Origin of the sequence: Exiguobacterium sp. s50, assembly GCF_018618175.1 — a bacterium.
Classification (GTDB): Bacteria; Bacillota; Bacilli; order Exiguobacteriales; family Exiguobacteriaceae; genus Exiguobacterium; species Exiguobacterium chiriqhucha.
Map to the genome: position 1 here is coordinate 139,597 of NZ_JACSLP010000002.1, position 26,993 is coordinate 166,589.

Here is a 26,993-nt window from a genome sequence, read left to right on the forward strand (position 1 = left end):
TGTTTGTCCGTAAAGCGGGTTCGACATGAACCAATGAAGGTGGCACCACGGGGTTACTCGTCCTTCTCATAGCGTGAGCTATGAGTTGGATCGAGTGACCCTTTTTTGTTTTCAAATTAAATCTTAAATCGGTGATTGAGAAGAGTAACGTGAAGAAAGTCTCGTACAGAGAGTCAGGGGTGGTGGAATCCTGACCGAGACCGTCACGTGAATGGGCTCATGAGAGCATGGCTGAAGTAAGTAGGCCATGACGGTTTCCTCCGTTATCGGGATACGATGTGATTGCATCGGAAAGTGGGATCGATTGATCCAACGAGAGGTGGCACCGCGGTAAATACCGTCCTCCATACGACAGACGTCGTATGGAGTTTTTTTATACTTAAAATGCTTAAGGGGGAACGGATATGTTAACACGACTACTGACGAACCAAGTGACGACGACCGAGATGAAACAGGCGGCTTCTGAGTTATTTCAAGCCGAAGATACGCAAATCGCCGAGGTGCTCCTCGCATTGAAAGCACGCGGCGAAACGGCCGAAGAAATGGCAGGGCTTGCGGATTACATCCGTGAGGCGTCAACATTTCCAGAGACGACGCTCCCTGTGCTCGACGTCTGCGGGACGGGCGGGGATGGGGCGAACACGTTCAATATCAGTTCGACCGTTGCGTTCGTTCTTGCGGGACTCGGTATCCCGGTCGCGAAACATGGGAATCGGAGCGTGTCGAGCCGATCGGGTAGCGCCGACGTACTCGAGGCGTTAAACATCCCGATCGTCCAAAGTGCTGACGCTGTATTAGCCGACCTTGAGCGGACGAACTTGAGTTTCTTGTTCGCCCAACATATCCATCCAATCATGAAGCACGTCATGCCGGTCCGGAAACAACTCGCGACGGCAACAATCTTTAATCAAATCGGGCCATTGACGAATCCGCTCAAACCGAAACGGCAATTGATTGGTGTCTACCGTCCGGACTTGATTGAAAAGATGGCTACGGCGATGCGCCATCTCGGAGTCGAACGGGGCATGGTCGTCCATGGGGCCGGCGGACTCGATGAGGCGAGCTTAGCTGGTGCGAACGAGGTGTTCTTCTTTGACGGTGATCAGACGGCGCGTTACCAAGTTGACCCACGAGACGTCGGCTTGATGCGGGCGCCGCTGTCGGCGCTGCGAGGTGGTACGCCAGAAGAGAACGCCGCTACGCTCGTCGCTGTCTTGAACGGAGAGGCAGGACCAGCCCGAGACGTCGTCCTATTGAATGCGGCGCTCGCGTTATGCACATATGGCGCGACTAAGACGTTACGTGAAGGGGTGGCCGAAGCGAGCCGAAGCATCGATGAGGGCCATGCTTCCCACGTCTTGAAGCAATTACAAAAAACGGAGGTGGGCGCATGAGCTACTTGACGAAAATCATTGGAACGAAAATAGAAGAAGTTAACCAAATGCAGGACATTGCGGTTACGGCGACAACACCGATTTCGTTACAAGAACTTGTCGCTGACGGGTTCCATATCATCGCTGAAATCAAGCGAGCATCCCCGTCAAAAGGTGTGATCCGGGCCGATCTCGATGTGGTCGAACGGGCTCGTGCTTACGAACGGGCCGGTGCGACGATGATATCGGTATTGACGGATACGACGTACTTTAACGGTTCATTCGAAGATTTACGCCAAGTCGCTGCCGCTGTTGATATCCCGGTCCTCTGCAAAGACTTTATCATCGATGAACGACAGCTCGACCGGGCGAAAGTGGCAGGAGCGAGTGTAGCCTTGTTGATCGTCGCGGCGTTACATCCGACACGCCTGTACGCGTTGAAGCAATACGCGCGAACAATTGGACTTGATGTCCTCGTCGAAGTACATGATGAAGCAGAACTCCAAACAGCACTTGAAATCGGGGACGTCTTAATCGGTATCAATAACCGCAACTTGAAAACGTTCGAGGTGTCGCTTGATACGTCAATCGACTTGATGACTAAATACCCAGACGTCGCCTTCGTCAGTGAGAGCGGAGTCAGCACTGGCGAAGCCGCAAGCCGATTGCAGGCAGCGGGTGCTAAAGCCATTCTCGTCGGAGAAGCGCTTATGCGGCAAGACGACCCGACGGCGTTGATTGAGGAGTTGAAAACGTGTTCGTTAAAATATGTGGATTGAAAACAGAGGAAAGTGTGACAGCTGCGGTTGAAGCGGGCGCCGATGCAATCGGCTTCGTGTTCGCGAACAGCTCGCGCCAAGTTGATGTGACAACGGCGAAGCGGTTACGGCAGTTGATTCCGCCTCGCGTTCGTGTCGTCGGGGTATTTCTCGACCCGACGCTTGACGAGGTGGAGACGGCAATCACCTGTGGGTTGACCGATATCCAACTGCATCACCGCACGTTACCGCTCGAGACGTTTCGGCAGTTCGGGCTTCCGATTATCGAAGCAAGCACCGACACCGAGGCCGATCTCATTTTATTAGATGCACCGGTACCCGGGAGCGGGGAAACGCTCGATTGGTTACGATTAAAACGCCCGGAGCGACCGTTTTGGCTTGCAGGTGGTTTGACAGCAGGTAATGTAAAAGACGCGATTCGCCACGTTCAACCGGATGGAGTCGACGTCTCAAGCGGTGTCGAGACAGATGGAGAAAAAGATATCGATAAAATTCGCACGTTCATCACACGTGCCAAGGAGGAAACATCATGTACACACAACCAGTGAACGGGAAATTTGGCCCGTATGGAGGAAAATATATACCGGAGACGCTCATGCAAGCTGTTGAAGAACTTGAGGTGGCGTACGAGGAAGCGAAGTTGGATCCGGAATTTCAAAAGCGTTTCGGTGCGTTGCTCAGCGAGTATGTCGGACGGGAGACGCCGTTATACTATGCGGAGAATATGAGCCGACGCCTCGGGACGAACGTCTATTTGAAACGAGAAGACTTGAACCATACAGGTGCCCATAAAATCAACAACACGATCGGTCAGGCGCTCCTCGCCAAACGGATGGGGAAACAGAAAATTGTCGCTGAGACCGGGGCAGGCCAACATGGTGTTGCGACGGCGACGGTGTGTGCCCTTCTCAATCTAGAATGTACGATTTTCATGGGTGAAGTCGATGTCGAGCGGCAAGAGTTGAACGTGTTTCGAATGGAACTACTCGGCGCGACCGTCATTCCGGTGAAGTCCGGCAGCCGCACGTTGAAAGATGCGGTCAACGAAGCGTTACGCTACTGGGTAAAACACGTTGACGATACACACTATGTCATGGGCTCGGTGCTTGGACCACATCCATTCCCGGCGATGGTACGCGACTTCCAAAGTGTGATTGGGACAGAGACACGGCGTCAAATTTTGAATCAGACGGGACGCCTACCGGATGCGGTCATCGCTTGTGTCGGCGGCGGCAGCAACGCCATGGGCATGTTTTATCCATTCTTAAACGACGAAGACGTCGCTTTATACGGAGTCGAAGCGGCAGGAAGCGGGGTCGATACAGACAAACATGCGGCGACACTCACGAAAGGTGAAATCGGTGTCCTCCACGGATCACTTATGTACGTGCTGCAAGATGCGGCTGGCCAAATCCAAGAAGCGCATTCAATCTCGGCCGGTCTCGATTATCCTGGTGTCGGGCCGGAGCATAGTTTCTTAAAAGACATCGAACGGGTCCGCTACGCAGCGGTGACGGACGAGGCCGCGTTAGAGGCATGCATGTCACTCAGCAGAAATGAAGGCATCATTCCAGCGCTCGAATCGTCACATGCGCTCGCTTATGCCGAAACCCTCGCTAAGACAATGACGGAAGACGAGTTGCTCGTTATCTGTTTGTCGGGCCGCGGAGATAAAGATGTGCATACGATTCGAGAAAGGTTGGGGGAAAAATGAGTTTAGAGACAGCGATTCGAAATCGAGAAGGGGCGGCTTTTGTACCTTATATCATGGCAGGAGACCGGGGGCTCGATCAACTCATTCCGACGATTGAACAGCTTGAAGCAATGGGTGCGACAGCGATTGAACTCGGTATCCCATTTTCAGACCCGGTAGCGGACGGGCCAATCATCGAGGCAGCCGGTATGCGTGCGCTCGCAGACGGCGTGACGCTCTCTGACGTGTTGGAATGTTTAATAGAAGGAACTGGACGATTTTCAGTCCCGATCGTCTTGATGACCTACTTGAATCCGGTGTTCCGATTCGGGATTCAACCGTTCTTCGACCGCGCAGCAGCATGCGGTGTCAGTGGGGTGATTATCCCTGATTTGCCGTTCGAGGAGAGCCTTGATCTATTCGCGGGTATCGAACGGAACGGGGTCGCAGTCGTCCCGCTCGTCACGTTGACGAGCAGCCAACAACGGATTGACACGATTTTAAATCAAGCTGAAGGATTCGTCTATGCGGTCACATTGAAAGGGACGACTGGAAAAACGGACATCTTCCCCGACGAACTGCTTGCCCATTTGCGTTCATTGACGGAACGGTCGCCGGTCCCAGTGCTGGCCGGTTTTGGTGTCCATCGTGAAGATCAGGTCCGAACACTTGGAGAGGTGTGTGACGGAGTCGTCGTCGGAAGCTTCATCGTCGAGGCACTCCACGATGGACGCGTACAAGACGTCGCCGACTTGATTGCATCAGCGCGAAAGATCAACGCATAAAACAAGGATCGTGCCGTGGCACGATCCTTGTTTATTTAGAGTTCGACGCGTTCAAGGCCGTCTTCTCCGAATTTACGATCAAGTTGATCGTGTCGATACGTCGAGGCGAGGACGTATAACAAGTCGCCCGGCTCGATTTTCGTCTGTCCGGTCGGTGGGATGAGATAGTCTTTGCGGACGATCGCGTTGACGACCGTGTTTGGTGGCAACGTGATGTCGGCGAGTGTGCGTCCGATCATCGACGAGTCTTCCGTCGCGACATACGGGACGAGTTGGTGTTGGGACTGTTTGCTCGAGACGAGTGCAATTGTATAGGGCGAACGGATTTTATCCGGACCCAGCAGGCCGAGCTTGGCTGCGAGCGGTGTCAGTGTCGTTCCTTGAATCAAGGCGCTTGTCACGACGACGAAGAAGACGGCGTTGAAGATCAATTGGGCATTGTCGATGCCTGCGATGAGCGGGAACGTAGCGAGCACAATCGGGACCGCTCCTTTTAAACCAGCCCAAGAGATGAACAGCTTCTCTTTATGCGTGAACGGCATCGCGATTGTCGACAAATAGACGGCGATTGGACGGGCGATAAACATGAGGAAGAATGAAATCAACAATCCTTTCCAAATGAGTTCTGGATCGAACAGTTGTTTCGGGTAGACGAGCAGGCCAAGGATCACGAACATGATGATTTGCATAATCCACGCGAGCGCTTTCGAAAACTGGACGATTGTCACTTCATGGGCGGTGTGGGCGTTCCCGACAATCATCGCGGCGAGATAAACGGCGAGCAGGCCGCTGCCTGCGAAGTAGGCGGCCACCCCGTAAGTCATGAATGCCATCGAAATCATGAGGACAGCATGCAGGCCGCTCGATTCAAGACGCAAATGATTGAGCATGAGCCGTGATAAGTTTCCGAGCATATACCCGGCGAACGCTCCGACGATGATTTGGAGAACGAACATCCAAATCCCATCCCAAATCGTTGTTTCCGGTTTTAACATAAAATCGAGTGCGAGAATCGTTAAAAACATTGCCATCGGGTCATTCGTGCCGGACTCGGCTTCGAGAGTCGCGCCGACTTTCGGCGAGATATTCTTTCCTTTGAAGGCTGCGAAGACGGCAGCGGCATCGGTCGAGCCGATGATGGCACCGAACAGGAAAGATTCAATCCAATCGAAACCAAATACGAAACGAACGGCTACAGCGACAAGGCCGGTCGTCAATAAGACGCCAATCGTCGCCAGCGAGGCAGAGGGAGCGAGGACGCTCCGAATCGAGGACCACTTCGTCTGAAGGCCCCCTTCGAATAAAATGACGATGAGCGCAGCGACTCCGATCATTTGGGCGAGGTTCGAGTCGTCGAAAAAGATGAGACCGGTGACATCGCTTCCCATGACCATGCCGATTCCCATGAACAGAATCAAGGCTGGCAGTCCAAAGCGGGTCGAGACACGCGTCGCCAACACCCCGGCGACGAGCAGCAGACCGAACAGAAGGATTAAAACATCTGTACTTAAAATAGGTGCAGTCAAACACATCACTTCCTTTGAGATTGTCACGTATTGTGCGAATTGTTAAGTTCATTATACCATGAAATCGTTATGAAATAAGAAGAAATGCATTGTTGATTATGCTCATTGGAATAATACGATATCCGTATGGTACAGTAAGAACATCTAAGAGGGGGTTATCGTATGGCTAAAATTCACGTATTACATGAAAATAATGAATGGACGAACCATCTCGTCAAACGGCTTGAAGAATTGTCACTTCCATACGAGTTGTGGCATTTAGACGAAGGCATCATCGATCTCGAGGCGACGCCGCCCGAAGGTGTGTTCTATAACCGCATGAGCGCCTCGTCGCATACGCGGGGACATCGCTACGCCCCGGAGTTGACCGAGGGGGTGCTCGCCTGGCTAGAGGCGAACGGGCGGACAGTTTTCAACGGGACGCGGGCAATCCGACTTGAAGTGAGCAAGGTCAATCAGTATACGGCGCTTCGCCAGGAAGGGATCCGTGTACCGAAGACGATTGCAGCCGTCGGGAAAAATCAAATCATTGAAGCGGCTGAAAAGCTCGGGATGAGTCCGTTCATCACGAAACATAATCGAGCTGGAAAAGGGCTTGGCGTGCAGTTGTTCCATTCAATCGATGCGTTGAAAGAGTATGTCTACGGACCGACGTTCGAACAGTCGATCGATGGCATTACGCTCATCCAACAATATGTCGAGGCGCCACAACCGTTCATTACTCGGTGTGAGTTCATCGGTGGCAAGTTCGTTTACGCGGTGCGGGTCGACACGTCGGAGGGGTTCGAACTATGTCCGGCGGATGCGTGCTCGATTGAAGATCAGTTTTGTCCGGTCGGGGAGACGCCGCCCGCCAAATTTGAAATCGTCGACGGTTTCGCCGACCCGATCATCGAGCAGTTAGAGGCGTTCCTTCACCATAATCAGATTGCGGTCGCCGGAATCGAGATTATCGAAGACCGGGATGGGAACGTGTACGCGTATGACGTCAATACGAACACGAACTACAACTCGGATGCTGAAGAGAAAGCCGGTCAGTACGGCATGCTCGAACTCGCGACGTTCCTCGGTGACGCCTTGGCGGTCACGACGAAATAAATGCAAAAAGAAGGGTCAGGCTTTTGAACTGCTCCCCGTCAAGTAGACAGGGCAAATAATGAAAACCGGACTATGCGGCTTGAGACCTGTATTCGACAGGGCTCAAGCCGTTTAGTCGTTTCTGGAAACGATCATGGTTGTAGAACGAGATGTAGGTCTCGATGGCTGATGTGAGTTCGCTGTAGGCCTGGAACTCACGCAGGTAGTACATCTCGACTTTCAAGGTACCCCAAAAACCCTCGATCGGGGCGTTGTCGAGACAACGTCCGACCCGGGACATGCTGTGGGTCAGCCCCGCCTCTTCTACCATGCGTTTGAACCCTCTCGAGGTATATTGGAACCCTCGGTCGCTATGGATCATCGGACTCGCTCCTGAACGGAGTCCCGCGATCGCTGGGATCATCGTCTGGAATACGAGCGCGTTGTTGTTGGATTTCCCGATGCGATAGGCGACGATCGAGCCGTCATAGAGGTCGATGATCGCGCTCAGATATGCCTTCCTGCCGGCGCCATATTTGAACTCGGTGACGTCGGTGCACCACTTCTCGTCCGGTCGGGACGCGCTGAATTCTCGGTTCATCAGGTTCTCGGCCACATGCTGCGGGGATGACTTTTTGTACCGTTTTCGCTTCTGGCGGATGACCGAACGGATCTCATGGATACGCATAAGACGATAGATACGCTTCTCGTTGTATGCCGGCAGGCCATGCTGACGTCGTCTCCGGTTGACCGTCATGGTGATCCGTCGATAACCGTAGGTCCCGTTCACCTGATCGTAGAGGAGGCGGATGTCCTCTAATAGGCTTAGGTTCTCCTCCTCGCGTACCGAGACGGTACGCTTCAACCATTTATAGTAGGCGGCCCGTGAGACCTGCGCGATTTCACACAGGAGCACGACCGGGAACGTATCGGTCGTCGACATTTCCTCGATCGCCATGTAACGTAATTGTAGCCGGATTTGGCTGATCAACCTCTCCTCTCGATCTCCTCTAACTTTTTTAGGAACAGGTTCTCGGCCCGCAGGCGCTCGTTCTCCCGCTCGATCTGTTGGATGCGACGTTCGAGCTTCTCCTCGTTGGTCAGTTCCTCTTCTTGCTTCGTCCGTCCGCGCCGGTCCTCTAGCCCGTGCACGCCGTCGGCGTCATATTTTTTCGTCCAGCCGTAGACCTGGTGGTACGATACGGCGAATATCTCGGCAGTCCGTTGATAGTTCCGTCCATTGTCCAGGCAATACCTAACGATTTTCATGCGTTCTTCGAATGTGGTCTTTCTCCCTTTTGTCATAGCTCGATCCATCCCTTTTCTCGAATCTGTTAACTCGCTATGACTAGTATACTTCTTGATCCACCGATATAGAACCGAACGACTACTGATTTGATATCTGGAGAGGACTTCCACCATGGTGACCCCGTCGAGATAGTCACGCACGGCCGCTATTTTCTGCTCCTTTGTGTACAGTTTCCATATCCTCGACTCCTTCAAGGCGTCGATTCCGCCGGTCTCGAATTTCACTTTCCACACCCGGAGGGTATGTTCAGAGACGTGATGAGCCTCCTCGATTTCCTTCCACGTATATGTTTCTTCTTCCATCATCCGTAGTGCACTCAGTTTCTGTTCGATTGAATGTCGACTTCTCGCCATAAAAAACACTCCCCAATAGAATAAACAGATTTGTTATTTCATCTGTCTACCTATTGGGGAGCATATCATTTTGCCTGACCCTTTCGCTGTGTATGTTGTAATTGTTGTTCAAATCGAAGTTGGACTAGCTCTGCTGTCGGTGTCATTCGTTCAATGAACGAATCTAAACGTTTTGCAGTGTCTCGATCTGATTCCTTGAACACGCGCATCGTTGTTCACCTCATTGATCATTGTAATGTTGCTTCTATAAACAATGATTCCCGAGGGGGCAGACACGTAAACCTCGTTCAGCCGAGGAATGTACCGAGTTCTTCTTTTGGAAGGATGTTTCCGACATAGAAGTCACCAAACTCGCCATATTTGGCGCTGACTTCGTCGAAACGCATCTCGTAAACAATCTTCTTGAATTGGAGCGAGTCTTCCGCGAAGAGCGTGACGCCCCATTCCCAACCGTCAAATCCGGTCGAACCGCCGATGAACTGTTGGATTTTACCGGCGTAGCTGCGGCCGATCATGCTGTGGCGATACATGAGGTCTTTACGCTCATCCATCGACAGCGTGTACCAGTTGTCCCCGTCACGACGCGCTTTGCTCATCGGATAGAAGCAAATGTGCGCTGCTTTTGGGAGGGTCGGATACAGGCGCGAGCGAATGTGTGGGTTCTCGTACGGATCGCCGTCACCAGAACCGCGATACATCCCGAGTTCGATGACTGAAACGTATGAATACGATGGCATCATGTAGTCGTATAGCTTCGTCTTCCGAAGAGCGAGTTCGACTTGCTCGAGCTCTTTGAACGTCGGGCGGAGGACCATGAGGACGACGTCCGCTTTTTGACCGAGGATCGAATAAAAAGCGTGACTGCCTTCGCCGCGCGCTTCGACTTCTTCGAGTGAGCCGAGGAATGCGACGAACTCGTCGATCATCTCTTGACGCACTGTCGCCTCGACCGCTTTCAAGCGAGTCCAATCGATTGTGCGGAAATCATGGAGTGTATACCATCCATCTAACGTGGCGGCTGCGTGCTGTGTTTCGGTTGTCGGTACTGGACGTTCAGACATAAAAAAACTCCTTTCAAGACTAGGCTTCGCTGTTTATTTTACCACAGACGCTTTGTCGGCTGGCAAATTTGACGCTGTCTGTGAGGGTAGTCACAATTGAAACCGGGTAAAGGGAAAAGTGGCCAAAGGAATGAAAACGGCTTCATAGCAACCTGTACCAGTCAGAAACAGCGAACTGTTCTATTCATATAATGACTGATTTCAAGCGATTTATGACGAAATGGGCAGAATAGTTTATTTTAAAAAATGGACTGTGTATAATAAAACACGCATACGGACAATTGTGTCCTAAAGAGAAAAATGAGAGATCTTTCAATCGAAAAGGAGTTCATTCACTATGAAATTATTTGATACGTTGAAGCAAAAAGTCAGCCCGATTCGTCCAACAATCGTCTTAGCAGAAGGTGTTGACGAGCGCGTACTCGGTGCTGCCGTCCGTTTGAAAAATGATGGCATGGTCAATCCAATCGTCATCGGCCCGAAAGCAGACATCGATGCAGTCGCAGCGAAACACGGCTTTGACATCTCGAACTTGACACAGTATGACCCAGCGACATACGAAGAGATCGACACGCTCGTCGAATCGTTCGTCGAACGCCGTAAAGGCAAGGCGACAGCTGAACAAGCACGTGAATTGTTGTCGTCGGACGTGAACTACTTCGGTACGATGCTCGTTCACACAGGGAAAGCAGAAGGCCTCGTCTCGGGCGCGATGCACGCAACAGCGGATACGGTCCGTCCAGCCCTCCAAATCATCAAGATGCAAGAAGGCATCAAGAAGACGTCAGGCGTCTTTATCATGGTACGTGACGACGAGCAGTACGTCTTCTCGGACTGTGCGATCAACATCGCACCGGACGCGGCTGACCTCGCCGAGAACGCCTACTTGTCAGCGTTGACGGCGAAGACGTTTGGCATCGAGCCGCAAGTCGCGCTTCTCAGCTTCTCGACAAAAGGTTCAGCGAAGTCACCAGAGACGGAAAAAGTCATCGAAGCAACACGTCTCGCGAAAGAGAAAGCACCGAACCTCCCGATCGATGGAGAACTTCAATTCGATGCGGCGTTCGTCCCAAGCGTGGCGGCGAAAAAAGCACCGGGTTCTGACGTAGCGGGTCACGCCAACGTGTTCGTCTTCCCGAGCCTCGAAGCTGGGAACATCGGCTACAAAATGGTTCAACGTTTCGGCGGTTTCGAAGCGATCGGACCAATCCTTCAAGGTCTCAACAAGCCGGTCAACGACTTGTCACGCGGCTGTAACGAAGAAGACGTCTACAAATTGACGCTCATCACAGCGGCACAAGCGATCGACGAGCGCAACGAAGCGTAAGTTCTAAGCATCCTTCCTTAGCGGAGGATGCTTTTTTTAGTGTGCCCGGCATGGGCGTAATCTATAGGGTGCAAGTCCCGAACTGTGAAGGCAGAAGTAATAGTTAGCCAAGCGCAAGGGTGTCCACGGCGACGTGGAATCTGAAGGAAGCGGGCGGCAAACCTCCGGTCTGAGGTACACGAACTTCATACGAGGCTATGTGCGACTGGGTGAGCCTGCTGAACAAGGCAAAGCCCTTTCTGCCGAAGGTCGCATGCAGTAAATGGAGCAGATAGATGGAGGGAAAGATTGCGTCCTTACCCGGGGAGCTCTGATTGGAACGCCAAGTACCCTTGGTAACCCGCCCAGTGATGGGCGGCTGAACAATCAGAAGTCAGCAGAGGCCATAGTACCACCTTGTCTCGAGACGAGTGGGAAGGGCCGAACAATTAAGAGAGAACAACATCTTGGCAGGCAGTCGCTGTGATGAACACAGACAACCCGTCAGGGCTTGCTTGAATGGAGGACGTGGTGAATTCCACTGGGGACATCAAGAGGGTGGAGCAGGGACTGGATAAAGAAGAAGCGTTGTTCACGGAAAGAGGCATAACGAATGTTAATGGAACAGATTCTGTCACGGGAAAATTTAATACGTGCCCTGAACCGAGTGGTTCGGAACAAAGGAAGCCACGGTGTCGACGGAATGCCCGTACAAAACCTGCGAGCGCATGTCATCGAACACTGGGACACCATGAAGGTGGAGCTTCTGTCGGGAACCTACCAGCCGCAACCGGTCCGCAGGGTCGAAATCCCGAAACCTGACGGCGGTGTGAGACTGCTCGGCATCCCTACCGTGATGGATCGCTTCATTCAACAGGCGATCGCCCAGGTGTTGTCGTCTATCTACGACCCCACGTTCTCTGACCACAGCTATGGATTCCGACCGAATCGGAGTGCCCACGGGGCGGTCAAGAAAGCAAAAGGGTACATCGCAGAGGGAAATCGCTGGGTGGTCGATATCGACCTGGAGAAATTCTTCGACCGGGTGAACCATGACAAGCTCATGGGGCTTCTGGCGAAGCGAATCGAGGACAAGTGTCTGCTCAAGCTCATCCACAAGTATCTGAAAACCGGAATCATGATAAACGGAGTCGTGACGGACAACGAGGAAGGCACTCCGCAAGGAGGCCCACTCAGCCCACTGCTCTCGAACATCGTCCTAGACGAACTGGACAAGGAACTCGAGAAACGTGGACATCAGTTCGTCCGCTACGCCGATGACTGCAACATCTATGTGAAAACACCAAAAGCGGGAAATCGGGTCATGAGGTCGGTGACCTCCTATATCGAAGGGAAGCTGAAGCTGAAAGTGAACGGCAACAAGTCCGCCGTAGACCGCCCATGGAGACGAAAGTTCCTTGGGTTCAGCTTCACGAAGCACAGAGAACCGAAAATACGGATTGCCAAAGCCAGTGTGAACCGGATGAAAGATAAAATCCGCGACATCACATCGCGAAAGAGACCATACTCGATGGAGGTCCGTATCCAAAAGCTGAACCAATACCTGATGGGATGGTGCGGATACTTTGCGTTGGCAGACACACCGAGTGTGTTCAAGACCCTCGAGTCGTGGATTCGAAGAAGGCTACGCATGTGCGTGTGGAAGAGTTGGAAGAAGCCGAGCACAAAAGTGAGAAAGCTCACCGGACTGGGCATCCCGAAAGGGAAGGCCCATGAATGGGGCAACTCACGGAAGGGTTACTGGCGGATTTCAAAAAGTCCGATACTGCACAAAGCCCTCGGGAACTCCTACTGGAGTTCCCGAGGGCTCAAAAGTCTGGTATCACGTTATGAAACTTTGCGTCATACATCTTAATTGAACCGCCGTATACCGAACGGTACGTACGGTGGTGTGAGAGGTCGGGAGTTAATCACTCCCTCCTACTCGATTGTAAACATGCGACAATCAATTGGAGTTTGTCTGAGTCGAAACTGAGGTAAACTAGTAGGGGAACATATTCAAAGGGGGAACCATCATGCAAAGCATCCATGCAACCGAATTACGTGAAAAGCTCGAGAACGGTGAATCGCTCCACATCATCGACGTGCGCGAACAAGACGAGTACGACGCGGGCCACATCCCGCACGTACCGCTTTATCCGCTCTCAGAATTCCCGGGCGTGACCGAAAAATTGGCGCAAGACAACGTTTATCACGTTATCTGTCGCTCGGGCGGTCGTAGCCAGACGGCATGCGACTATTTAGAGTCAGAAGGGTACAAAGTCGTCAACGTCGATGGCGGCATGCTCGCATGGGACGGCGATATCGAGGCGTGATGCTCGACAATCCCTGGGTCGTCATCCCACTGTTAATCGCGCTCTATTTGACCGTCTATACGTTTGTTAAACGAGTCGATGGTGACAAGTGGCGACTCGTCTGGGCGGTGTGGATCATCGTCATCGTCATGTTGTTGACGATTCGGCTCGTCCAAAGTGTATAAAAAACGAGTGAGACCCGCGCGGGTCTCACTCGTTTTTTTAGTTGTCGCGCTTATCGAACGTGATCGATGCGATCGCGTCGTGCTGGTGAATCGACTCTTCGTTACGGCATTCGACGAAGAAGTTGACGACTTGTTTCATTTCGTACAAGTCAGCTGCAATCAAGCGGACCATGTCTTCGACGAAGCGTGGGTTCTCGTATGCGATTTCTGTCGCACGTTTTTCATCCGGACGTTTGAGGACAGGGTGAAGCGGCGCTGAGGCATTCGACTCAGCCGCATCGAGCAATGCGAGTCTCCAATCGAACCCATCGAGTGACGCTTCATCAAGACCGGCTTCGATTGTGATGTAACCACGCTGGTTATGGGCGCTGTATTCGCTAATTTCTTTTGAACATGGGCAAAGTGTCGTCACGTTGATGACGAGGCCGACCGTCACGCTCGCCATACCTGTCTCGAGGTTGTACGTCACGTTGTGCATGACGTCCGCGTTCATGAGACCGCTGAGACCCGTCGCTGGAGCTTTGCGGCTAAAGAACCATGGGTAACGGACCGTCAATTGACCTTCCGTTTGTTCCATACGCTCAGCAAGTTCTTGAGCGAACTCGATGAGTGAACGGTTCGACAACGTCCAACCTTGCGTGTGGTACGCGTCGAGTTGTTCTGTCAGACGCGACATGTTGATCCCTTTGCGGTCTTGGACGAGCGATGTCGTCAACTCGAACGTAGCGACCGTCGCTTGGATGCCGTCTGGCGTCTCGATGTTGACCGGATGCTTGACGTTTGAAATCCCGACACTGTCGAGTGCGAACAAGAAGTTTTTTGGTGTGTTTTGCAAATCGACCATTTTATCTTTTTCAGTTGGCTTCGTGCCTTTGACGGGCGGGACCGAGCCGAATAATTTATGTCGTTCTGCTTTAGTAGGTAAAGCGACATGGCTTGTAGACATAATCGGATTCTCCTTTTTTAAGAGGGCAAGTGACCGCCACTCGTTCTTGTTAGGATTTTATCATGAAATGGACGCGGACCGGGTACCATTTTGCTCCGTGAACGTGCTTTGAACGTGCTGAAAATAAAAAAACTTCAGCAATTGAAGAAAAGAAGATTGATTTCGTGTTAAATCGGGAATAAAATGTTCCTGTGAATTTAAAAAATAGATCACTGTTAAATATGAAGGAACACAACAGAAAAAGGGGATGTTTTAATGGATTGGCAGTTAATCCTGCAGTACGCCTGGATCATTGTCGTACTCGTCGGTCTAGAAGGGCTACTTTCTGCAGACAACGCACTCGTCTTGGCGGTTATGGTCAAGCACTTGCCGCGGACGGAACAGAAGAAGGCACTATTTTACGGCTTGCTTGGAGCGTTCGTTTTCCGCTTCATCGCATTGTTCCTAATCTCATTCTTGATCAACGTCTGGCAAGTCCAGGCGCTCGGTGCGCTTTACTTGATCGGAATGAGTGCACGACATCTGTATATGACCTATAAGGCCCGCAAGCTAGAGCCGAAACAAGATCTCGCTGCTGAGGCGAAAGAAGAGACGGCTGTCACAGAGAAGCCGGTCACGAAGAAAGAATTCTGGTGGACGGTTGCTAAAGTCGAGTTTGCCGACATCGCCTTCGCGGTCGATTCGATTCTCGCAGCGGTCGCGCTCGCGGTCAGCTTGCCGCCACTCGGTCTCGGTGAAATCGGTGGGATCGACTCTGGTCAGTTCTTCGTCGTCTTGACAGGTGGACTCATCGGGGTCATCTTGATGCGTTTCGCTGCTCGAATTTTCGTCAAACTGTTGCATCAACGCCCATCACTCGAAACAGCTGCTTTCATCATCGTCGGCTGGGTCGGTGTGAAGTTGACGGTGCTCGTGCTTGAACACCCTGGCTTCAAGAAATTGATTGCCGGCACACCGTTCGAATTCATGGGTCTTCCGGACGGATTCGTCCACTCGACGGCGTGGACCGTGTTCTTCTGGTCGGTCATGGTCGGTATCGCGGTATGGGGTTGGTTCTCTTCAAAACCGACAGCCGCTGCCAAACATTAAAAAAATGGTCTCTCACCTTTGGGCGAGAGACCATTTTTCATGCTGTCACGTCTTGCTTCTCGTAAATCGGCACCCAGCCTTCGGTCGTCACGAAAATCCGGACGGCGACGACTTTGCGGTCGTCTTGGAGCGTGAAGTAGTGGCGTGTGTTCACCGGCACCGAGATGAGGTCGCCTGGGTTGAGCTCGATGTTGAAATAGCCACGTTCGGCGTCATCGATGGCGAAGATGCCATGGCCGCTGACGATGAAGCGGACCTCGTCATCTGTGTGGTGATGTTCTTTTTGGAAGTTGACGAGCAGTTCGTCCAAGTTCGGCGTCGCATCCGACAACGAGATGACGTCTGCCGTCTCATAGCCACGTCGCTCCGACACGTCGCGAATCTCGTCACGGAACGTCGACAAAATCGCTTGTTTGTCCTCGTCCGTCAACTGATAGTTCTCTTGCAGGTTTTCCGGGAGCTTTGTGATGTCCCACTGTTCGTACAGAATCCCGCGAGACTCTAAAAAGGCACTCACTTCAGTTTGATCGACGTAACGCTCTTCGGTTTGTTGGAAATAGACAGTTGCCATGGTTGGTTCCTCCTTATGAATGGACGCCTAGGGCGCGTAGTTTTAATGTATAGCTGAACAAAAATTCGTAAGCCTCTAAATAGCGTTTGGCCGCGTCCGGGGTCTCGCCCCAGACGGTGATACCATGATTGCGGATGAGAACGGCACCGGCGCTTGCGTGGATGTGAGGGGCGAAGGCGGCCGCGAGCGTCGGGATGTCCGCATGGTTCTCGATGATTGGCACGCGAACGACCGCGTCCTCGTCCCAGTAGCCGAGCGCCTTGATGATCTCTTGGCCGGTGAAGACGACTTCGCCGGTGGCAGCATGGAGCTCGGAGATGACGTTATTGTCGACCGTATGGACATGGAGCGAACACGTCGCGTCCGTCCGATTGAACACTTCAACGTGGAGCAGCGTCTCGGCGGATGGTTTTCCTGTCTGTTCGCCGATCAAGCGTCCGGCCGCATCGACGTGAACAAAGTCTTCCGATGTTCGTTTTCGTTTATCGCGTCCGCTCGCCGTGACGAGAAATTCGAGCGGATCGTCGGAAACGCGAATCGCCAAATTCCCACTCGTTCCGGGGAACCAGTCGCGGGCGGCGAGTTCGTCTTTAATGTCGGCGAGTTCAAGCCAACGTGTCGCAAGGCTCATACGACCACCTCCTTCAAGTGATGGGTGATGTCGTCAAACGTCTCGAACGGTGCGTAACGGATGCCTGCCGCTTCGCAGAGCGTGATGAGTTGACCTCGGGCGTAGACGAAGTCGGCACGCTTCGCGACCTCGAAGTCGGTCACTGAGTCGCCGATGACGATCAAGCGGTCGGCGGGATTGACGATGCGACGAGCGAGCGTCGGCTTGCAACAGCCGCAATCGTTCGTACATTGTTCATCGCAAGCGTGTGGCCAAGCGACGGTTACCGTCTCAGCGGAGAAGTCGGCGACGTTGCAGTAGATATGCTCGGGGGCGACATGCCCGTCCAAGACCGGCTGCACGAAGAAGTCCATCCCGCCGCTGACGACGTCAAACTTCCAGCCATGGGCCCGAACTTCTTCTAAAAATGCCGGGAACCCTTGGCGGAGCGTGATGCGCTCCAACAAATAATCACGGTAGGCCGGGGCATCTGCGCTCGGCAACAGTTGAAACAGTTGACCGACACCGGAGCGAATCGAAATCCGTTGCTCGAGGACCGCATCTTTCAACTCGACCCAAGCCGGCGGGGCGAACGCCTTCATCAACGCGATAATATTGTCTTCCGCCGTGATCGTCCCGTCGAAGTCGCAGAGGATATGGACCGTCATCGTGACGCCCACGCCTTCAACGCGGTATCGAGCTCGTCCGTCTGTCCTTCGGTTTGGCCGAGAACGTGAGCGATCGCTTGTCGGAAAGCACGAGCCCCGGCGGCTGCGCCGTCCGGGTGTCCGTGAATGCCACCGCCGGCGTTGATGACGACATCCGTCCCGAAATCACGAATGATATCGGCGACGAGTCCTGGATGAATCCCGGCTGACGGGACCGGTAAAATCGGTTTCGACCAATGCGGTTCGGCGCTCTGGTCACGAATCGTGAACGCCTCGTCACGCGGTGTCGCGAGGGAGCCGTACGGAGACGGGAAGAGCGTTAAATCGGCCCCGGCGAGGCGTGGGAGTTTACCGAGTAAGAGCGAATGACTGATTGATCCGGTCAAGGCGCCGGCAAAGGCCGGATGTGCCAAGATGGGGACGTGGATATCCGGATCGTTCGCGAGTTCGCGCAGTGCGTCGAGACCGTACGTATAGACGTTGAACAGGAGCGCTGTCGCACCTGCCTCGATAAGACGGAGCGCCTGGTCACGTAGACCGAACACGGGGCCGCTCAGCGTGATGGCATAGAGGACACGTTTCCCGGTCGCCTCGAAGTGGGCTTGAATGACGTCCGCTCCGATCCGGGCCCGTTCGAGCGATGGGGTGAGCGGGTTGTCGTATAAAATCTCGTCGTCTTTGACGATATCGATGCCTCCGGCGAACTGATCGCGGAGTTGCTGCTCGAGAAACGCGAGGTCACGGCCGATGACACCTTTGAAGATGCTCATGACGAGCGGGCGATCATGAACACCGAGTAACTCGCGAATTCCAGTGACCCCGAACTTGGCGCCTTTGAAATGAGGGGCGAGCGTCTCGGGCAACGTCAAATCGATTAACCGAATCGAATCGTCGAGGGACAGTTTCCCGAACGTCGTCGTCAAGATGGATGAAAAGTCAGGGCTGACATTATGTAACGGGTAGCGGATTGTGAAGCGGCTCGTCGTATCCGTATGTGTGGTCGACACGACCTCACCGCGATACGCCTGTAACTGCTCTTGCTCTAAGTGAGGCAGCTCCGTCCAAGTACCGACCGTCAGCTCGAGGGCGATTTTGTCGGCGACGGTCGCGACCGCGTCCGTTCGTTTGATTTCATATGTGGCAGTGATACTCATATGGTTCCTCCTTCCAGGCAAACAAAAAATGACCCCATGCCGAGGCAAGAGGTCATCATAAAAAATGAACTCTTATCTCTCAGCTTTCGCTGCAAGAATTAGCACCGTGCCATCTCTGGTCGGTTGCTGCGACATCATCGGGCTCGTCCCTCCGTCTGCTCTTGATAAGAATGTGATTTGAAGTTGTGAAATTTAATTGAATTTTTGCACAGAATCATCACGTCGTCAATTCCTTTTTTTCAAAAAAAAATATTTTGGGAAGTTGTTTCCATATATGCACAAAAAAAGACGGAGTTGCGTCGAGAAAATGACGTTGACAATCGTGACGTCGAGTCCGTAATATTCATCACATAAGTTCACCGAATCGAATAACACACTCTTATCGCGAGTTGGCAGAGGGAATTGGCCCGATGACGCCGCAGCAACCGACCACTAGGCACGGTGCTACATCCACCAGACGAATGTCTGACAGATGAGAGGAACAACCATTTTGGCTGTGCCTCTTTCTCGCGGAGAAAGGGGCTTTTTTTGTGGGCAACGTACAGGAAGGGGAAAACATCATGTCATATCAACCATTTACAGAACAGACCGTCGTCGAGCACGTCCGTCAATTAGGATACTTGCAAGAAGGAATCGCCGAGTGCGAGGAGATCGGGGACGGCAACTTGAATCTCGTCTTTCGGATTCGCCAAGGCGAACAGCGCCTGATCGTCAAACAGGCGCTCCCATACGCCAAAGTCGTCGGTGAGAGCTGGCCGCTCACGCTCGAGCGGGCATGGATTGAACAGTTGGCACTCCGTGAGTTTGCGACTGTCGCGTCTCGGTTCGTCCCGGCTGTCCTTGGCAGCGACCGGACGCTCGCTTACACGATTATAGAAGATCTATCTGATTATGAGATTGTCCGCACCGGCTATTTGAATGGGGAGAGCTACCCGGAACTCGCCCGTCATGTCGGTGAATTTTTGGGCGAGACGCTGTTTGCGACGTCGGATTACGCAGCTGGACCGATCGCGAAGAAGCGGATTGAACGTAACTATTACAACCCGGAACTGTGTGACATCACCGAGAAGCTCATCTTCACCGATCCGTTCAAAGACGCGGAGTCGAACAACATCGAGACGGCGCTGCGAGCAGATGTCGAACGCCTTTGGCAAGACCAGGCGCTCAAGGTCGAGGTGACGAAATTGAAAGTCGGGTTTGTCACAAAACATGAGGCACTCCTGCATGGAGACTTACATACGGGTAGCATCTTCGCGACTCAACAAGAGACGAAAATCATCGATCCAGAGTTCGCATTTTACGGACCGTTCGGCTTCGACCTCGGCCAAATCATCGCCCATTTGACGCTGTCGACGTTCCATGACCCGCTCAAACGCTTCGAGCGTTTCACGGACGTCTTGACGGTGTGGGAGACGTTCGAGAAGACGTTTCGGGCCAATTTTGAGCGCGCCGTCGAGCCATTCAATACGGATGGTTTCGTCGACGAGTTGTTGCGGACGGTCTTCAGCGACACGATCGGCTACGCCGGTTGCGAACTCATTCGCCGTGCCGTCGGACTGGCCGGTGTCGCCGATCTCGAGACATTGCCGGAAGCGACGCGGCTCGAACGAAAACGTGACGCGCTCGCCCTCGGGACGGCGCTCATTAAAGAACGCCACAGCGTCGAATCGATTGACGACTTGGTGACACTCCTGTCGGGGGTGCGCGTATGACGGTCCAAAACATCCGCTTCCATCCGCCGACGGACGAACTCATCGTATTGGACCAGACGTTGTTGCCGCATGAAGAGCGTTACGTGACAATCGAGACGCTTGAACAGGCCGAACATGCCATCGAGACGCTCCAAGTCCGCGGCGCACCGGCCATCGCTTACTTCGGGGCGTTCGTCCTCGCCAAAGAAGCGGGACGGTTAGTCGATGACCCGGACTTCACGCGTCGGCTCGACCTCGTCGGACGCCGCTTGATTGCGACCCGGCCGACAGCGGTCAATCTGCAAAACGTGATTGAATCGCTCCTTGATTTAAATGTCGGGGATGATTTTGAGGCGATTGCCGAGGAAATCAAACGCCGCGCCATCGCTTTGTACGACCGGGACGTCGATACGTACCGGGCCATCGGCGAGCATGCACTGACGGTGTTGCCGGCCGGGGGGAACGTGTTAACGATTTGCAACGCCGGTGCCATCGCGACATCGCGTTACGGTACGGCGCTCGCACCGTTTTACGTCGGAAAAGAACGAGGTGTATCCTTCAACGTCTTCGCCTGTGAGACGCGACCGCTCCTGCAAGGGGCACGCCTCACCGTTTGGGAGCTCGATCGGGCCGATATCGACGTCACGCTCATCACGGACAATATGGTGGCTTGGACGATTCAGTCAAAACGAGTCGACGCCATCATTGTCGGAGCCGACCGTATCACACGGACGGGTCACGTCGCCAATAAAATCGGGACGTTGCAGCTCGCCGTCCTCGCCAAACATTACGGCATTCCGTTCTATGTCGCGGCGCCGCATTCGACGTTCGATTTGACGGCGGATGACACGATTGAAATCGAGGAGCGGAACTCGTCAGAAGTGACACATATCGGCGGTCAACCGACGGCGCCTGTCGGTATCACCGTCTTCAATCCGGCGTTCGACGTCACGACGCCCGACCTCATCACCGGACTCATCACCGAGGCGGGGGTGTTCGGACCGACAGAAGCCGCCATCACACATCATGTAGGGGGAACGATTCATGTCTAAAAAACTATTGATTTTGTTATTCACATTCGTCTTGGCGCTCGTCGGTTGCACGAACGAGCAAGCGGCCCCATCGAAGCCGGTCGAGAAGACGGCAGAGACCAAGCCCGTCTCGGTCTCGAACGGGACGTTGCCGAAAGAGATCGACGTCGCCTTGATTATGCAAATGTCGATTGGGACGTTCTCGTCGCAGTATATCAACGGGGTGACGGAACAAGTCGAATCGTTCGGCGGCAACGTGAAAGTGTACAACGCCGACAACGATTTGTCGAAGATGGCGAGCTACGTCGACACGGCGACGACGCAAGGCGTCGATGTCATCTTGATTGACCATGGCCGCGCCGATGCGTTGAAAGAACCGGTCCAACGCGCACTCGACAAAGGCATCAAAGTCGTCGCGTTCGACAACGATTTGACGAACGACGGGGTGACGGTCATCGACCAGGACGACTATTCGCTCGCCTGGCGTTCGCTCAAGGCACTCGCTGAAGATTTGGACGGCGAAGGCAACATCGTCACGATTTGGGTCGGTGGCTTCACACCGATGGAACGACGCCACACGATTTATGATGCGTTCTTGAAACGCTACCCGGGCATTACGGAAGTCGCCAAGTTCGGTTCGGCGACGAACAATACGGCGCTCGACACACAGAGCCAGATGGAAGCGATTTTGAAGAAGTATCCGGAAGGCGAGATTGATGCCGTATTCGCGATGTGGGACGAGTTCGCTAAGGGTGCGAGCCGTGCCATCAAACAAGCCGGACGTGATGAAATCGCCGTCTATGGCATCGATTTGAGTGACGAAGACCTTCAACTCATGCAAGAGGACGGTAGCCCGTGGAAAGTAACGGCGGCGACCGACCCGGCTGAAATTGGACGGATCCAAGTCCGTTATGCGTATCAAAAATTAGCGGGTGAAGAGACGCCGTCGATTCATTCGGTCGACCCGTATCTCGTCGATCGTGACGTCTTGCCGGACGAGAAAGTGACGATGGACGACCTCGGTCAATACGTCCCGAACTGGGGCGCTTCAGACGCGGCCTGGTCGGACTGGATGAAAGGGACAGACTGATGTTACGGCTCGAACGCGTCACGAAACGCTATGGCGACGTCACCGTGCTCGACGATGTCAGCTTCACGCTCCGACGTGGCGAGATTCATGGCTTGCTTGGATTGAACGGGGCCGGAAAGAGTACGCTCGTGAAGCTGTTGAGTGGCGCCATCATCCCGACGTCCGGGACGGTCGAGCTCGACGAAACGGCGGTCACACTCACACCGGCCGAGGCGATTCGCCGCGGGGTCATCACGGTGTCGCAAGAAGTCGATGACGCCCTCTACCTCGATTTACCGATTTATGAGAACGTCGTGCCGTGGCAGGTGGTCGAACGGATTCGTCCTCGCGAACTAAAACAGCGAGCGGCTGCCTATTTGGAACGCGTCGGGCTAGAGATTGACGTGACCGAACCGGTCGGGCGTTTCCCGCTCAGTGTCAAACAACGTGTCTTGATTGCCCGGGCGCTCGCGAGCGATGCGGCTTACCTCTTGCTCGACGAACCGACGGCCGCCTTGTCGACGGATGATGCGGCGGCACTGCTCACATTACTGCAGTCGCTCTCAGCAGAGGACGTCGGCATTCTTCTCATCACCCATCGATCGGACGAACTGTCGCGCATCACCACGACGACGACGTTCCTCCGGGATGGGCGCATCGCTTACGAAGGGCCGTTTCAGGCGTTGTCAGAACGGGATATCCATACGTATTTGAGCGGATCTGACATGGCAGAGGCGGTAGAGAAAGCCGTTCCTGAAACCGAGATCCGGATTCAGGCAGACCTCACGTTACCGACGTTCGGGACGAGGCTTTCGTTCACGGCGTATAAAGGCGAAGTCGTCGGCATCGGCGGCGTCACCGGGAGCGGGAAGACGGAGTTGATTGAGGCGCTATTCGGTCTCTCTGGCGTCGAACAACAAGTGACGTTGGACGGGAAACCGCTCAAGATTCGTGAACCGCGTCAGGCGGTCCGGTCCGGATTTGCCCTCGTACCAGAAGAACGCCGGAAACAGGGGCTTTTCCTCGACGATTCGATTGAACGGAACGTCCTCGCGATTGAAGGGAAGGCGAACGCGATCACACGCGTATTGGCCTCGCTGCGAGTGAAATACGACCAGGTCGGGCAACCGGTCCGGGAGCTGAGCGGGGGGAATCAACAAAAAGTTGTCCTCAGCAAATGGCTTCTCGAGGACCGGGACGTCTATCTGCTCGACGAACCGACGAAAGGCGTCGACGTGACGGCGAAACGGGACATTTATGAACTCGTCACCCGCCTCGCCAAAGACGGGAAAACCGTCATCTTCACATCGAGCGAACCGCATGAATTAGAATTGGTCGCCAACCGGACGCTTTGGCTCGACCGCGGCCGTTGGCAACAGAAAGGAGGCGTCTAACATGGCCCAACTCGTCATCAAACAACGCACGAAACGCTTCAGCGGCATCGGTCAATATGGGACACTGTTCGCGATTCTCGCACTCATCGCCGTCTTCGGTGTGACGAACGACCAGTTTTTGACGTACGCGAACTTTAGCGACATCATCAAATCCGTATCGATCGTCTCCTTGCTCGCCCTCGGGGTGACGTTCTCGCTTATCGTCGGCGGATTCGACTTATCGGTCGGCTCGACGGCGAGCCTTGCAACAATCGGGGCGGCGTCAAGCCTCGTGTTACATAGTCAAGAACTGCTCGTCGCTTTGCTCGTCCCGATTGCGCTCGGTGTGCTCGTCGGGCTCTTGAACGCACTCGTGACGATCAAGTTCCGGTTACCGGACTTGCTCGCGACGCTCGCCATCATGTACGTCATCAACGGGGTTCAATTGACGTATACGAAAGGATTCTCGATTTACGACAACATGCCGATTGAAGGAGGGACGGCACCCGGACGGTTCATCCCGTCGTTCCTCTTCATCGGCCAAGGCTCGATCGGCCCAATCCCATTCGTCGCCATTTTGATGATTCTTTTCTTCGCCGGGGCCCATCTGTTTTTGACGTATTCGAAGACGGGACGTGAGTTTTATTACGTCGGCTCGAACGTCGAGGCGGCCCGCCGCTCCGGCATCGCCGTCACACGGATTAAGCTGTACGCTTACGTGTTGAGTGGTCTCTTTGCGGCCATCGGCGGCATCATTTTGGCGTCGCGCATCGGCACCGGACAAGTATCGGCCGGCGCACCACTCTTGATGGACGCCGTCGCAGCCGCCTACATCGGCTACGCCGTCTTCGGGACCGGACGACCGAACGTCGTCGGTACGTTGATTGGTGCCATCTTGATTGGGATTTTGTTGAACGGACTGACGATGTGGGACGTGCCGTATTATGCCCAAGATATCGTCAAAGGGGCGATTTTGATTGCGGCGCTCGGTTTGTCATACATCCAAAAGAAACAGCTCACATAGGAAAAGTCCTCAGAACGGTTGGTTCTGAGGACTTTCTTGACGTTCCATCTGGATGAAGGCGAACGTGCTCCCGTTCGTCGATTGTTGAAACGAACCGGTCTGTTTGAAACCGCACGTCTCATAGACACGGATCGCCCGTACGTTGAAGGCGGCGACGGACAAGGTGATGCGATGAGGCGAGTATGTTGTGTTGACGAAGTCGAGAATCGATGTGACGAACGCTCGTCCGCTCCCATTCCCGGTCAAATCAGGCTTCATGCCGAGGCCGAGATCGACCGTCTCGGCATCTGTTTGCGCGACGCTCACGAAACCGACCAATTCACCATCAGACGCGACGGCGAACACGGACTGTCCACGCTGTGCGGCGTCTAAAAATTCGGCTAAGTCTTCCTCGTCAGCTTCCATGTTATAGAACGCATAATCGCCTTCATAGTGCCACGCATAGGCAATCGTTTCGGCCTGTGGCTGGGTCAAGACAGTGAATTGATGAGTCATGTGAATTTCCCCGTTTCACGAGCAGGATGTAGTGCTACACTCATCATAGTACCATCAACTTGGAAACTGGGGTGATCTTATGGGAATCAAGTTAGATATGATTGGCATCGTCGTCGAAGACATGACGCGGGCGCTCGACTTTTATCGGATGCTCGGTCTATCGATCCCGAAAGCGATGGATGGGGAAGCGCACGTCGAGGTCGATGACGGCGGTGTCCGACTCGCCTTCGACACGGTCGAAGTGGCCGAATCGGTGTATGGGGAATGGAGACCGGCGACGGGGCATCGGGTCGAACTCGCCTTCTTATGCGACAGTCGGGAGGAGCTAGATGCGCGCTATGAGGCAATCGTCGAGCACGGCTATGCCTCGCATCGGGAACCGTGGGATGCGTTTTGGGGGCAACGTTACGCCATCGTCATCGACCCGGACGGAAACCTCATCAGTCTATTCGCAGCCTGATCGAACGGCACTCCGATTGTTAGATATATTGAGCAATCGGTGGTGCTGTTTTTAATTAAAATTAATTTTTCCCACTTGATGACCACGCCATATTCTTTGTTAAAAAAATTTAAATGATTTAAAGTTAAAAAAACGACTAAAGGGGAAAAAATCATGTTAAATTCAGATTTGGATTTGCGATTAGAACCGCGTATTAAAGAATTATATCAATTACATAAGGAACGATCTGCAAATATTGATTGGAGTTATCACGAATTTATTCCCTGGGACAAGGCCATGTCCTTTAAACGAGTCCCATGGGACGAGAGTCAAGTAACTCTTCCAGAAGGCGTCATCATTGCCGTAGAAACAGCATTGCTTACAGAAGTAAATTTACCTTGGTATACTTCGCATTTGGATTATACATTTAAAAATTCAATGGAAGTAATAAATGATTTCGTACGTACATGGACGGCTGAAGAAGACCAACATTCTAATTTGCTTGAAACGTATTTGTTGGTGACACGAAACGTAAATCCCACGAGATTGCATGAATTGAGAAAACGAGTCGTTGAAAGCGGATGGTTCCCAGATTTCACCAATCCTCTCGCAACAATGGCTTATACTTCTTTACAAGAGTTAGCTACCTTAGTTTTTTATAACAATGTAGCTAGAATTGCGGGTGCCCATGACAAAGATTTAGCAACGTTACTTCGACGTTTAGCGAAAGATGAAGCGCTTCATTATGCTTTCTATCGCGATACAGTGAAAGCACACCTTGAACTAGACCCGAATTTCATTGTTTATTTTGAAAACGTAATTATAAATTTCTCGATGCCGGGTGCCGTCATGCCAGACTTTAACGAGAGAATGAAAACGATTGCCATTGATGCGAACTATGGACCGTTACAATACTTTGATCAAGTATTGGATGTGGTCGTTAAATACTGGGATATCGCCAACCTACAACCTACGAGCGAAGAAGCTAAACAATCACAAGCGAATATCATGAAATATCATGGACGTCTAAAAAGAATTAAAGACCGTCAGCTAAGAAATAAATAAAAGTAG

The 26,993-nt window shown here is 53.2% G+C and carries 27 protein-coding genes, 2 riboswitches and 2 other annotated features (1 of these 31 running past the window's edge); of the genes, 18 read left to right on the forward strand and 9 right to left on the reverse strand.

The window, feature by feature from the left end; all coding sequences use genetic code 11:
• Nucleotides 1–68: a binding site (T-box leader), on the forward strand; it begins 163 nt to the left of the window's first position.
• A gap of 54 nt (nucleotides 69–122) precedes the next feature.
• Nucleotides 123–348, forward strand: a binding site (T-box leader).
• A gap of 56 nt (nucleotides 349–404) precedes the next feature.
• The 5 genes from trpD to trpA are packed head-to-tail and all read left to right on the forward strand — an operon-like array spanning nucleotide 405 to nucleotide 4,630.
• Entirely contained in the window at nucleotides 405–1,394 is a 990-nt protein-coding gene (gene trpD / locus KNP68_RS03090; RefSeq protein WP_214798621.1) for an anthranilate phosphoribosyltransferase, read from the forward strand.
• Nucleotides 1,391–2,152: an indole-3-glycerol phosphate synthase TrpC gene (gene trpC, locus KNP68_RS03095; RefSeq protein WP_214756061.1), complete on the forward strand. Its 762-nt coding sequence runs from the start codon at nucleotides 1,391–1,393 to the stop codon at nucleotides 2,150–2,152. Before trpD ends, trpC begins: the two co-directional genes overlap by 4 nt.
• A complete protein-coding gene (locus KNP68_RS03100) occupies nucleotides 2,128–2,700 on the forward strand; it encodes a phosphoribosylanthranilate isomerase (protein WP_214798624.1) in 573 nt (190 codons plus the stop codon). The genes trpC and KNP68_RS03100 overlap by 25 nt, the downstream gene beginning before the upstream one ends.
• Nucleotides 2,682–3,866, forward strand: a complete 1,185-nt coding sequence (gene trpB / locus KNP68_RS03105) for a tryptophan synthase subunit beta (RefSeq protein ID WP_214798627.1) — start codon at nucleotides 2,682–2,684, stop codon at nucleotides 3,864–3,866. Before KNP68_RS03100 ends, trpB begins: the two co-directional genes overlap by 19 nt.
• The gene (gene trpA, locus KNP68_RS03110) at nucleotides 3,863–4,630 is read left to right on the forward strand and encodes a tryptophan synthase subunit alpha (protein ID WP_214798630.1); all 768 of its coding nucleotides are present in this window, start codon (nucleotides 3,863–3,865) and stop codon (nucleotides 4,628–4,630) included. The genes trpB and trpA overlap by 4 nt, the downstream gene beginning before the upstream one ends.
• A 35-nt stretch (nucleotides 4,631–4,665) precedes the next feature.
• Here trpA and KNP68_RS03115 read toward each other — a convergent pair whose 3' ends face one another.
• On the reverse strand, nucleotides 4,666–6,162 hold the full coding sequence (locus tag KNP68_RS03115) for a potassium/proton antiporter (RefSeq protein WP_214798633.1): 1,497 nt from the start codon (nucleotides 6,160–6,162) through the stop codon (nucleotides 4,666–4,668).
• 156 nt (nucleotides 6,163–6,318) lie between these two features.
• On the opposite strand from KNP68_RS03115, the gene KNP68_RS03120 reads away from it, so the two are divergent.
• Nucleotides 6,319–7,254 carry an ATP-grasp domain-containing protein gene (locus KNP68_RS03120; protein WP_214798636.1) on the forward strand — a complete coding sequence of 312 codons (936 nt, stop codon included), beginning with the start codon at nucleotides 6,319–6,321 and terminating at the stop codon, nucleotides 7,252–7,254.
• A 70-nt stretch (nucleotides 7,255–7,324) separates the two neighbouring features.
• Here KNP68_RS03120 and KNP68_RS03125 read toward each other — a convergent pair.
• A protein-coding gene (locus KNP68_RS03125; RefSeq protein ID WP_214798638.1) for an IS3 family transposase occupies nucleotides 7,325–8,895 on the reverse strand; the annotation gives its coding sequence in 2 pieces (ribosomal slippage) (nucleotides 7,325–8,256 and nucleotides 8,256–8,895; 1,572 coding nt in all).
• Nucleotides 8,896–9,182: 287 nt separating this feature from the next.
• Nucleotides 9,183–9,956 (reverse strand): hydrogen peroxide-dependent heme synthase, encoded by a 774-nt coding sequence (gene hemQ, locus KNP68_RS03130; RefSeq protein WP_214798641.1) that lies wholly within the window; start codon nucleotides 9,954–9,956, stop codon nucleotides 9,183–9,185.
• A 337-nt stretch (nucleotides 9,957–10,293) separates the two neighbouring features.
• Here hemQ and pta point away from each other — a divergent pair, with 337 nt between their 5' ends.
• The 4 genes from pta to KNP68_RS03150 all read left to right on the forward strand — a co-directional run bounded on the left by pta (nucleotide 10,294) and on the right by KNP68_RS03150 (nucleotide 13,762).
• A complete protein-coding gene (gene pta / locus KNP68_RS03135) occupies nucleotides 10,294–11,283 on the forward strand; it encodes a phosphate acetyltransferase (protein WP_214798644.1) in 990 nt (329 codons plus the stop codon).
• A gap of 592 nt (nucleotides 11,284–11,875) precedes the next feature.
• Nucleotides 11,876–13,138 carry a group II intron reverse transcriptase/maturase gene (gene ltrA, locus KNP68_RS03140; RefSeq protein WP_214798647.1) on the forward strand — a complete coding sequence of 421 codons (1,263 nt, stop codon included), beginning with the start codon at nucleotides 11,876–11,878 and terminating at the stop codon, nucleotides 13,136–13,138.
• A gap of 160 nt (nucleotides 13,139–13,298) precedes the next feature.
• Complete coding sequence (locus KNP68_RS03145) at nucleotides 13,299–13,598, forward strand: rhodanese-like domain-containing protein (RefSeq protein ID WP_214798650.1); 300 nt, start codon at nucleotides 13,299–13,301, stop codon at nucleotides 13,596–13,598.
• Entirely contained in the window at nucleotides 13,574–13,762 is a 189-nt protein-coding gene (locus KNP68_RS03150; protein ID WP_214798897.1) for a hypothetical protein, read from the forward strand. The genes KNP68_RS03145 and KNP68_RS03150 overlap by 25 nt, the downstream gene beginning before the upstream one ends.
• A gap of 37 nt (nucleotides 13,763–13,799) precedes the next feature.
• Here the strand turns inward: KNP68_RS03150 and folE2 are convergent, their stop codons facing one another.
• Nucleotides 13,800–14,708, reverse strand: a complete 909-nt coding sequence (folE2, locus tag KNP68_RS03155; RefSeq protein WP_016508342.1) for a GTP cyclohydrolase FolE2 — start codon at nucleotides 14,706–14,708, stop codon at nucleotides 13,800–13,802.
• A gap of 255 nt (nucleotides 14,709–14,963) precedes the next feature.
• On the opposite strand from folE2, the gene KNP68_RS03160 reads away from it, so the two are divergent.
• Entirely contained in the window at nucleotides 14,964–15,797 is an 834-nt protein-coding gene (locus KNP68_RS03160) for a TerC family protein (protein ID WP_021066013.1), read from the forward strand.
• 37 nt (nucleotides 15,798–15,834) lie between these two features.
• Here the strand turns inward: KNP68_RS03160 and KNP68_RS03165 are convergent, their stop codons facing one another.
• The 4 genes from KNP68_RS03165 to KNP68_RS03180 are packed head-to-tail and all read right to left on the reverse strand — an operon-like array spanning nucleotide 15,835 to nucleotide 18,800.
• On the reverse strand, nucleotides 15,835–16,368 hold the full coding sequence (locus KNP68_RS03165) for a 1,2-dihydroxy-3-keto-5-methylthiopentene dioxygenase (RefSeq protein WP_021066014.1): 534 nt from the start codon (nucleotides 16,366–16,368) through the stop codon (nucleotides 15,835–15,837).
• A 13-nt stretch (nucleotides 16,369–16,381) separates the two neighbouring features.
• Nucleotides 16,382–16,999, reverse strand: a complete 618-nt coding sequence (locus tag KNP68_RS03170) for a methylthioribulose 1-phosphate dehydratase (RefSeq protein WP_214798653.1) — start codon at nucleotides 16,997–16,999, stop codon at nucleotides 16,382–16,384.
• The gene (locus KNP68_RS03175; RefSeq protein WP_021066016.1) at nucleotides 16,996–17,646 is read right to left on the reverse strand and encodes a 2-hydroxy-3-keto-5-methylthiopentenyl-1-phosphate phosphatase; all 651 of its coding nucleotides are present in this window, start codon (nucleotides 17,644–17,646) and stop codon (nucleotides 16,996–16,998) included. The genes KNP68_RS03170 and KNP68_RS03175 overlap by 4 nt, the downstream gene beginning before the upstream one ends.
• Nucleotides 17,643–18,800, reverse strand: coding sequence for a 2,3-diketo-5-methylthiopentyl-1-phosphate enolase (locus KNP68_RS03180; RefSeq protein ID WP_214798656.1), 1,158 nt, complete (start codon nucleotides 18,798–18,800; stop codon nucleotides 17,643–17,645). Before KNP68_RS03180 ends, KNP68_RS03175 begins: the two co-directional genes overlap by 4 nt.
• Before the next feature lie 69 nt (nucleotides 18,801–18,869).
• A riboswitch (SAM riboswitch) is annotated at nucleotides 18,870–18,971 on the reverse strand.
• A 205-nt stretch (nucleotides 18,972–19,176) separates the two neighbouring features.
• Nucleotides 19,177–19,279, forward strand: a riboswitch (SAM riboswitch).
• Nucleotides 19,280–19,360: 81 nt separating this feature from the next.
• Here KNP68_RS03180 and mtnK point away from each other — a divergent pair.
• From mtnK to KNP68_RS03205, 5 genes are read left to right on the forward strand one after another with little or no spacing between them, the layout of a single operon-like run.
• The gene (gene mtnK / locus KNP68_RS03185) at nucleotides 19,361–20,512 is read left to right on the forward strand and encodes an S-methyl-5-thioribose kinase (protein WP_214798659.1); all 1,152 of its coding nucleotides are present in this window, start codon (nucleotides 19,361–19,363) and stop codon (nucleotides 20,510–20,512) included.
• Entirely contained in the window at nucleotides 20,509–21,543 is a 1,035-nt protein-coding gene (gene mtnA, locus KNP68_RS03190; protein ID WP_214798662.1) for an S-methyl-5-thioribose-1-phosphate isomerase, read from the forward strand. The genes mtnK and mtnA overlap by 4 nt, the downstream gene beginning before the upstream one ends.
• Entirely contained in the window at nucleotides 21,536–22,612 is a 1,077-nt protein-coding gene (locus tag KNP68_RS03195) for a sugar ABC transporter substrate-binding protein (RefSeq protein WP_214798665.1), read from the forward strand. The genes mtnA and KNP68_RS03195 overlap by 8 nt, the downstream gene beginning before the upstream one ends.
• A complete protein-coding gene (locus KNP68_RS03200; protein ID WP_214798667.1) occupies nucleotides 22,612–23,985 on the forward strand; it encodes a sugar ABC transporter ATP-binding protein in 1,374 nt (457 codons plus the stop codon). The genes KNP68_RS03195 and KNP68_RS03200 overlap by 1 nt, the downstream gene beginning before the upstream one ends.
• 1 nt (nucleotide 23,986) lies before the next feature.
• Nucleotides 23,987–24,988: an ABC transporter permease gene (locus KNP68_RS03205; protein ID WP_214798670.1), complete on the forward strand. Its 1,002-nt coding sequence runs from the start codon at nucleotides 23,987–23,989 to the stop codon at nucleotides 24,986–24,988.
• A gap of 9 nt (nucleotides 24,989–24,997) precedes the next feature.
• Here the strand turns inward: KNP68_RS03205 and KNP68_RS03210 are convergent, their stop codons facing one another.
• Nucleotides 24,998–25,483: a GNAT family N-acetyltransferase gene (locus KNP68_RS03210; protein WP_029594599.1), complete on the reverse strand. Its 486-nt coding sequence runs from the start codon at nucleotides 25,481–25,483 to the stop codon at nucleotides 24,998–25,000.
• Between the two features lie 79 nt (nucleotides 25,484–25,562).
• Here KNP68_RS03210 and KNP68_RS03215 point away from each other — a divergent pair, with 79 nt between their 5' ends.
• Together KNP68_RS03215 and KNP68_RS03220 are read left to right on the forward strand one after the other, a co-directional pair.
• Nucleotides 25,563–25,943 (forward strand): VOC family protein, encoded by a 381-nt coding sequence (locus KNP68_RS03215; RefSeq protein WP_029594600.1) that lies wholly within the window; start codon nucleotides 25,563–25,565, stop codon nucleotides 25,941–25,943.
• Nucleotides 25,944–26,096: 153 nt separating this feature from the next.
• Entirely contained in the window at nucleotides 26,097–26,987 is an 891-nt protein-coding gene (locus KNP68_RS03220; RefSeq protein WP_029594601.1) for an acyl-ACP desaturase, read from the forward strand.
• Nucleotides 26,988–26,993: the final 6 nt, after the last annotated feature.

Bases quoted from the DNA above. Each gene is read 5' to 3' on its own strand.
- trpD (WP_214798621.1), top strand. From the start codon at position 405: ATGTTAACACGACTACTGACGAACCAAGTGACGACGACCGAGATGAAA.
- trpC (WP_214756061.1), top strand. From the start codon at position 1,391: ATGAGCTACTTGACGAAAATCATTGGAACGAAAATAGAAGAAGTTAAC.
- trpB (WP_214798627.1), top strand. From the start codon at position 2,682: ATGTACACACAACCAGTGAACGGGAAATTTGGCCCGTATGGAGGAAAA.
- trpA (WP_214798630.1), top strand. From the start codon at position 3,863: ATGAGTTTAGAGACAGCGATTCGAAATCGAGAAGGGGCGGCTTTTGTA.
- KNP68_RS03115 (WP_214798633.1), bottom strand. From the start codon at position 6,162: ATGTGTTTGACTGCACCTATTTTAAGTACAGATGTTTTAATCCTTCTG.
- KNP68_RS03120 (WP_214798636.1), top strand. From the start codon at position 6,319: ATGGCTAAAATTCACGTATTACATGAAAATAATGAATGGACGAACCAT.
- hemQ (WP_214798641.1), bottom strand. From the start codon at position 9,956: ATGTCTGAACGTCCAGTACCGACAACCGAAACACAGCACGCAGCCGCC.
- pta (WP_214798644.1), top strand. From the start codon at position 10,294: ATGAAATTATTTGATACGTTGAAGCAAAAAGTCAGCCCGATTCGTCCA.
- ltrA (WP_214798647.1), top strand. From the start codon at position 11,876: ATGTTAATGGAACAGATTCTGTCACGGGAAAATTTAATACGTGCCCTG.
- KNP68_RS03145 (WP_214798650.1), top strand. From the start codon at position 13,299: ATGCAAAGCATCCATGCAACCGAATTACGTGAAAAGCTCGAGAACGGT.
- KNP68_RS03150 (WP_214798897.1), top strand. From the start codon at position 13,574: ATGGGACGGCGATATCGAGGCGTGATGCTCGACAATCCCTGGGTCGTC.
- folE2 (WP_016508342.1), bottom strand. From the start codon at position 14,708: ATGTCTACAAGCCATGTCGCTTTACCTACTAAAGCAGAACGACATAAA.
- KNP68_RS03160 (WP_021066013.1), top strand. From the start codon at position 14,964: ATGGATTGGCAGTTAATCCTGCAGTACGCCTGGATCATTGTCGTACTC.
- KNP68_RS03165 (WP_021066014.1), bottom strand. From the start codon at position 16,368: ATGGCAACTGTCTATTTCCAACAAACCGAAGAGCGTTACGTCGATCAA.
- KNP68_RS03170 (WP_214798653.1), bottom strand. From the start codon at position 16,999: ATGAGCCTTGCGACACGTTGGCTTGAACTCGCCGACATTAAAGACGAA.
- KNP68_RS03175 (WP_021066016.1), bottom strand. From the start codon at position 17,646: ATGACGGTCCATATCCTCTGCGACTTCGACGGGACGATCACGGCGGAA.
- KNP68_RS03180 (WP_214798656.1), bottom strand. From the start codon at position 18,800: ATGAGTATCACTGCCACATATGAAATCAAACGAACGGACGCGGTCGCG.
- mtnK (WP_214798659.1), top strand. From the start codon at position 19,361: ATGTCATATCAACCATTTACAGAACAGACCGTCGTCGAGCACGTCCGT.
- mtnA (WP_214798662.1), top strand. From the start codon at position 20,509: ATGACGGTCCAAAACATCCGCTTCCATCCGCCGACGGACGAACTCATC.
- KNP68_RS03195 (WP_214798665.1), top strand. From the start codon at position 21,536: ATGTCTAAAAAACTATTGATTTTGTTATTCACATTCGTCTTGGCGCTC.
- KNP68_RS03200 (WP_214798667.1), top strand. From the start codon at position 22,612: ATGTTACGGCTCGAACGCGTCACGAAACGCTATGGCGACGTCACCGTG.
- KNP68_RS03205 (WP_214798670.1), top strand. From the start codon at position 23,987: ATGGCCCAACTCGTCATCAAACAACGCACGAAACGCTTCAGCGGCATC.
- KNP68_RS03210 (WP_029594599.1), bottom strand. From the start codon at position 25,483: ATGACTCATCAATTCACTGTCTTGACCCAGCCACAGGCCGAAACGATT.
- KNP68_RS03215 (WP_029594600.1), top strand. From the start codon at position 25,563: ATGGGAATCAAGTTAGATATGATTGGCATCGTCGTCGAAGACATGACG.
- KNP68_RS03220 (WP_029594601.1), top strand. From the start codon at position 26,097: ATGTTAAATTCAGATTTGGATTTGCGATTAGAACCGCGTATTAAAGAA.